The following is a 6,023-nucleotide window of genomic DNA, read 5'->3' as shown; positions in this document are numbered from 1 at the left end:
CCCAACCACCTGAGCCCCGGAGGGGCGTAGGAAAGCCGTTGCCGTCGCCAACAGCGCTTTTCACTGATCCCCGACCAGGATCGACCCCCTCGCCAATGCTCGTTTTCTCGGACCGACCCCATTCTGACCCCATTCTGAAGGGACGCCGGGAGGTAGCCCCGGGGTTCACCCCGGGGCCTCCGCGCCCCCAACCACCTGAGCCCCGGAGGGGCGTAGGAAAGCCGTTGCCGTCGCCAACAGCGCTTTTCACTGATCCCCGACCAGGATCGACCCCCTCGCCAATGCTCGTTTTCTCGGACCGACCCCATTCTGAAACCCCTTGCGAAACTCTGGTACTACTGACCCCTTCCAAACCAACCGCTCGCTGATCACTCGGCTCTGCCGCGGAGCGGCCCTCTTCACGGTTCTTTGCCGCTTCTTCAGTCCCGCAGGGACGCCGGGAAGTAGCCCCGGGGTTCACCCCGGGACCTCCGCGCCCCCAACCACCTGAGCCCCGGAGGGGCGTAGGAAAGCCGTTGCCGTCGCCAACAGCGCATTTCACGGACCCCATTCACAGAGACGAATCTCTTTCCGAAATCTTTGCGAAATAGTGGTTTCCACACCGGCTCGAATCCACTAGATCTCTAATATCTTTTTTATGCCGCTCAATGATTCAGATGATTTGCGGGATCTGGTAACCAGTATGTTCCCCGGTCCTCAGTTAGTTATCGAGGGGCCTGCAAAGGCTTCTGGGCAACGAGTTGTCTACTTTTGCCATTTCGAAGGCGAGGCTGATCAGGAGCCGATTGACCCTCGACTACCAGATGCCGTCGGGTGGGGACCAGTTGTCGTCAAAGTGAGCGAGAGCGGCAGCCCGAACGCGATGGCTTACCTGAGAAAAGAGGTCGAAATCTTGGGAGCGATCAATAGCGATGCATACCCTACCCTGTACTACGATAAAGTATATCGGCATGACCCAAGAGATGGGAGCTCACTGGACCGCTTCTTGTTTATCACTATCGAGCAGCGCGTCGATGCCCAGCCCTTGTCGGCGCTGATGGATTCCTACCGAGACCCCTCCGATGTCCGCCACTTCCTCCTAAATGCGATCAAAGCATTGAGGATAATGTGGGAGCACCCCGCTCGCTTAATTCACCGGGATCTCAAGCCTGATAATATTCTGATCAGAGAGGACGGAAGCGTCGTGATCATCGACTTGGGCATCGTTCGGGAAGAGGGGGTCGATGGCTTGACGAATTCGTTCGTTCCGTATGGGCCCTGCAGTATTCTTTATGCCAGCCCAGAACAGGCGATGAACCAGAAGCGCAAGATTTCATACCGCAGTGATTGTTTCTCCCTTGGCATTATTGCATACGAGTTGACGGCCGGCCGAAATCCGTTTGGTGCGGTAGGCGATCATTTTGGAGAGGTTATCGATAGGATCTGCAATCATCGCCAGGATCCTCTAAGGGAAGTTACTGGAAGCGATGTAATGTATTCCGAATTGATCGACCGCATGCTAAGCAAGCAACCATTCCAGCGGCATCGGCGGATTGCTGATCTAGTATCCGACCTAGAGCGGCTATTCGTCTAATTGAGCAACACATTACCCAAGAATATGCGTATCCTCCACCAATGCGGCCACAATGCGGTCTGGAATCGCACGTCGTTCACCGAACGAGGTGATGGCGACGGTCTGATCCTGAGCCCTGTGCACGAACGAATCTCCCAAGTGGAGTCCTACGATCCAGAAATCAAGCGATCTGCACTTTTTGATCCCCAGTTTTACCTCCCGAATTCTCAGAAGAACAAGCTGCAGGAATATGAGTTTTTCCCCGATGTAGTGGCCCAAGGCTTCCAAACTTCGACGTTTGAGGTGCGGGCGCTCGATGCCGCGCGGCAGTGTATTGACTTCCAATTGGAACAGGAATTCGAGCGGGTCGTGATCCCGGCGAGATTCTTCGGACAGATGGTTACCGATTATTGCCAACGGCAGGAGGCCTATTCGGTGGTGCCTCACTTGACGGCTCTGGGAGAGAGAAACGGACACGACCGTCCAATCTACCTCACCCTTCCGGTTACAACTCACATGGTTTCAGATCAAGGCTATCGGATGGAGCTGTTGAACTGGGCCACAAGCTACCCGGAAATAGACGGAATCTACCTGATTGTGTCTGACGATCGGAATACAAAACAGGTCTGCAACGGCGATGTAATGTTTGAAATTCTGTCTTTTGTAAGAGAACTTCGATTGTCCGGGCTAAAAGTTCTTGTTGGCTACTGCAACTCGGAGAGCTTGTTGTTTTCTTTAATCAAAGGAGTCGAGGTCACCTTTGGCGCGTATGAGAACACACGCATTTTCTCGATAGATAAGTTTGTGGTTAGCGATGATGACCAAAGGGGGCCAAGAGCGAGAATCTACCTAGACGGCCTTCATAATTGGGTGCAATTGGAACAGGCGCGTGAAATCCGAGATTCAGCTCCAGAGGTATGGCAAGAAATCTATCGACCGACGGAAGATAGCGAAGAAGCGTTAAGCTCGCCAACTCCTTGGCATTTCGGGAAAAGCCAGCTGTATATGCACCACTTTTCCAACATGCAGGCTGCGGTCAACGAGCTTGGCACCCTGTCACCATTGCAAGCTCATGCAGCGCTTCGATCCAAGCTAAGAAATGCAGATCGCTTTTACTCCGAAATTGATGATGCGCTAATTGACCTAGAGCGTCACGGAAAGGGAGAGCACATCCAGGGTTGGCTCTCAGCGATCAATCGCTTCGCCAGAGAGCATCTAAGAGACTAGCTTTCGAGATAGCTCCACGTTGGCCCTCCAATACAATAGATCTGTTTTGGGGAGAATTCGCTTGGCACTAATGTGATGAATCATCGAGCCGTTTTCATCACAAGTTGCTAGCCCAATTCCGGACCGCTCAAAAAGCTCGAGATTTTGGATGGCTGGGCGAGCCCGCGTTGCATCGAGCACAACCCAGCTTTTGTGGGCGAAGTGCTGGTACCTCCTTGCTTGCTGAAGCGCATCACGCCACTTGGTGAGTTTCGCTTCAATCGCTACAATTTCCGAAATGAGAGGCTGGGGTTGCCGGATTTTTGTAAAAGTGCGGGTTTTAGAATTCTGCTCAAGGTAGCCAGCAGAGCAAAAGCATCGGGCAAGTCGCTTCGCTGTAGCCTTCGATGCGTGTGTGGCGCCCCAGAAGTAGTCAAAGCTCATAGCTCGCCGATAGGGGAGTGACCTCAACAGAAACGCCCATTGTGACGGAACGCTCGCCAGAGAAAGTCGGCTTTCCCACGCCTTTGAGGCCCGGAAGAGCACCAGGTCTGCGATCCCGTGCAGGGAATCAAACTCCCGAACAATTTCGATGCCAGAATCATGCCCGATCGCCGAGGCTATGCTATCGACTAGGGACGCCTCTGTTGAAAATGGTGATGCCACCGGCCGGGGGTTCTTCGGTGATGTGCCTGATTTATGTGAGGTCGGCTGCATTCCGAGAGTCGTTGGGCTTTTAGTTCTTTGATCGTTCTCGCGAGTATCGCTTTCGGGAAATCTGGCAGACGCAAATTGAGCAGTCCAGCGATCGGTGAAGTAAAGTCTGAGACCAGATACAGTGCCGGGCATTTTGTGAATCAGGACGCGGCAGTATGCTTGCAATCAATGGTTTGCACGCGATTCGCTGCTCGGATTCCCGGGCGGAACTGCCTCTGAAAGGAAGTTTTGAGCTTGGGGGTCCCTGCCGCTTTCCCACGCCCCTTCGGAAACCGAGGGCGGCGAGCTGGTTCTCGGCGCGGTCGGAAACCCCACCGTTGCAGCGGGTGCCGAGCAGCCAGCTCCCGAACACGGCCGGGGCACTCAGTCGGACAAATGCGGAATCCGGGTGTTAATCGCCTTGGAGACCGATTCATGGATCGACTCGGGGACCACTCCAGAGATCCGGCTCGCCACGGTTTCCAGGGCCGCCTCGACTTGCCGGGCCACTTCCTCCATCACGGCGGGGAGGAGATAAGATGCCGAGGAGATAAGATGCCTGGCATTTAGTGGGATGGAGCGCGTCAGCATTCTGACCATCAATGGCTTGCAGGCGATTCGCTGCTCGGATTCCCGGGCGGTTTTGCCTCTGGACGGGAGCTTTTGAGCCTGGGGATTGCTTGCCGCTTTCCTACGCCCCTTCGGAAACCGAGGGCGGCGAGCTGGTTCTCGGCGCGGTCATAGACCCCATCGTTGCAGTGGGTCTCGAGCAGATAGCTCCCGAACACGCTCGCGGGCCTTCAGTCGGACAAATACCGAACCCGGGTGTTGATCGCCTTGGAGACCGAGTCATGGATCGACTCGGGGACCACTCCGGAGATCCGGCTCGCCACGGTTTCCAGAGCCGTTCCGGCGTGCCGGGCAACTTCCTCCATCACGGCGGGGACGATGCCTTTCGACAGACCGGTGCCTTCCGCGGTTTGGAGAAAATGGTGACCGCGGATGTCGGAAATCTTGTAGTGGCGGTTCTTCCCGACGGACATGGCCAGCTTGAAGTGTTTCCTCTCGATTTCCCGGGCATCGACGCAGGGTTGAGCGGTCAGGACATCGTAGATCGGAGTCAGCGCGAAGCGACCTCCCGGCCTGAGGAAGATGCTGAAGTTTTTGGCGTGACCATCGGTGGCGCCGATCAGCCAGAAGATGACCTGCGCCTTCAGGAAACATTTCCAATCATCCGCCGGAGTGTCGCTGCCATTGAGGAGCCTGAGGCAGGCTTTCATGTCCGGTCCGCCTTCGCTCTGGTACTTCCGGGTGGGTGGGATCGAAAGTGCCTGGCAGAAGTCTTCCTGGGGGAGGCGGATCAGCCGTCCATCGGACGTACGCTTTCGGTCAAAGCGCTCGATGATGAGGGCTTTCGCTTTCCCGAAGGTCCCGATCTCGACCTCAGGCACGGGCAGGCCGAAGGCTTCCAGGAGTTTCAGGCAGTAGTATTCGTTCTCCACGCTGTGGGTCAGGTTGATCCCATTGGGAAGATGACCCATCTGCTTCTTGAAGATGTGCGTGGTGGGAGTGGTGCCCAGCGGCTTCAGCCACTGGCCCTCGTGTCTGAGGAGGGCGGTTTTTTCCTGTGCCCCTGCGACAGAGATCCGGAACCCGTCATCCTTGGTCATTCCCAAGGGCGCTTGGGCCAGGTTGCAGAGGAGTTTTTCGAGATCGCTTTCGCTGATGGGTTCCGCAGCCATCTGGGTGGTGGAATCCTCGTGAGGGGCATCATCCGGGATGAATTGCAGGGCACCCACGCAATCCCGTCCGATCGCCGACAGGAGTCCGAAGGCATCCGTACTCTCGGCGCCGACTCTCTCGGCCACCCGTCGTCTGAGTTCCGGAGCATCCGGAAGCAAGTTGTCGAACACCGCGGCAACGGGCTCCCCCCGGTAGGCGTCTTCCCGCAAGGGCAGGGAGAGGGAGACGGGAATGGCATTCTCCCAAGCCAACCAGCTTTCGGCATACTGGAACTCGATGGAGCCTCCGTAGGTCTTGAGAAAGCTTCCTACGGGTTTGTTGTTCAACAGAACCCGAAGGGGCGTATGGCGGGGTTTGCGGGGCATTCAGAAGAGGTACTCGATTTCTTTTGGCTGCGAGGTCGACCTTGGTGCGATGAAGAGTTCGAGATCGAGTGCTGCGAGAATCGACAAGACGGGTTCCAGCTTGGCGGCTTTGCCGGTTTCAATCCCCGAGATCGTCGCCTGACGAAGGCCGGACCTCTCGCCCAAATCACTCTGGCTCCATCCTTTGAGCCTCCGAACCCGGCGGATCACGTTGCCGAGTTGTCTCGTTTCGCGAATGAGAGCTTCCACCCGCTTCTTATACGGAAAAGCGACCATTTGGTCAATATACGGTTTTTCGTTTAAAGTGGTTTTATACGAAATGGGGATAAAAGGATTCCATACGGAAATGGGGCTATCAAGGGGAGCCCCGGACTCGAAGGTTCCGGTTGCCGATGGGGCGACACCACGGCTTGCACCTTCCCTCGCGCCCTCCATGTTCCGGCATGCCTGCCCGTGAACCC

The 6,023-nt window shown here is 56.1% G+C and carries 5 protein-coding genes; 2 read left to right on the top strand and 3 right to left on the bottom strand.

Features of this window, described 5'->3' with window-relative positions:
- Positions 1 to 637 precede the first annotated feature (637 nt).
- Together ABXH26_RS09890 and ABXH26_RS09885 are read left to right on the top strand one after the other, a co-directional pair.
- Positions 638 to 1,573 carry a serine/threonine protein kinase gene (locus tag ABXH26_RS09890; RefSeq protein WP_353566896.1) on the top strand — a complete coding sequence of 312 codons (936 nt, stop codon included), beginning with the start codon at positions 638 to 640 and terminating at the stop codon, positions 1,571 to 1,573.
- Between the two features lie 24 nt (positions 1,574 to 1,597).
- Complete coding sequence (locus tag ABXH26_RS09885) at positions 1,598 to 2,779, top strand: hypothetical protein (protein WP_353566895.1); 1,182 nt, start codon at positions 1,598 to 1,600, stop codon at positions 2,777 to 2,779.
- A 1,059-nt stretch (positions 2,780 to 3,838) separates the two neighbouring features.
- On the opposite strand, the gene ABXH26_RS09880 is transcribed toward ABXH26_RS09885, so the two are convergent.
- From ABXH26_RS09880 to ABXH26_RS09870, 3 genes are all read right to left on the bottom strand, one after another.
- Entirely contained in the window at positions 3,839 to 4,045 is a 207-nt protein-coding gene (locus tag ABXH26_RS09880) for a hypothetical protein (protein WP_353566894.1), read from the bottom strand.
- A 209-nt stretch (positions 4,046 to 4,254) separates the two neighbouring features.
- Positions 4,255 to 5,562, bottom strand: coding sequence for a type II toxin-antitoxin system HipA family toxin (locus ABXH26_RS09875; protein WP_353566893.1), 1,308 nt, complete (start codon positions 5,560 to 5,562; stop codon positions 4,255 to 4,257).
- A complete protein-coding gene (locus ABXH26_RS09870) occupies positions 5,563 to 5,838 on the bottom strand; it encodes a helix-turn-helix domain-containing protein (RefSeq protein ID WP_353566892.1) in 276 nt (91 codons plus the stop codon).
- Positions 5,839 to 6,023 lie beyond the last annotated feature (185 nt).

Origin of the sequence: Haloferula sargassicola (assembly GCF_040362925.1) — a bacterium.
GTDB classification, from domain to species: Bacteria; Verrucomicrobiota; Verrucomicrobiia; order Verrucomicrobiales; family Akkermansiaceae; genus Haloferula; species Haloferula sargassicola.
The sequence above is the reverse complement of the archived record's forward strand: the minus strand, read 5'-3'. Positions and strand labels throughout refer to the sequence as shown.

Coding starts and splice junctions, on each gene's coding strand:
- ABXH26_RS09890 (WP_353566896.1), top strand. CDS start 638: ATGCCGCTCAATGATTCAGATGATTTGCGGGATCTGGTAACCAGTATG.
- ABXH26_RS09885 (WP_353566895.1), top strand. CDS start 1,598: ATGCGTATCCTCCACCAATGCGGCCACAATGCGGTCTGGAATCGCACG.
- ABXH26_RS09880 (WP_353566894.1), bottom strand. CDS start 4,045: ATGCTGACGCGCTCCATCCCACTAAATGCCAGGCATCTTATCTCCTCG.
- ABXH26_RS09875 (WP_353566893.1), bottom strand. CDS start 5,562: ATGCCCCGCAAACCCCGCCATACGCCCCTTCGGGTTCTGTTGAACAAC.
- ABXH26_RS09870 (WP_353566892.1), bottom strand. CDS start 5,838: ATGGTCGCTTTTCCGTATAAGAAGCGGGTGGAAGCTCTCATTCGCGAA.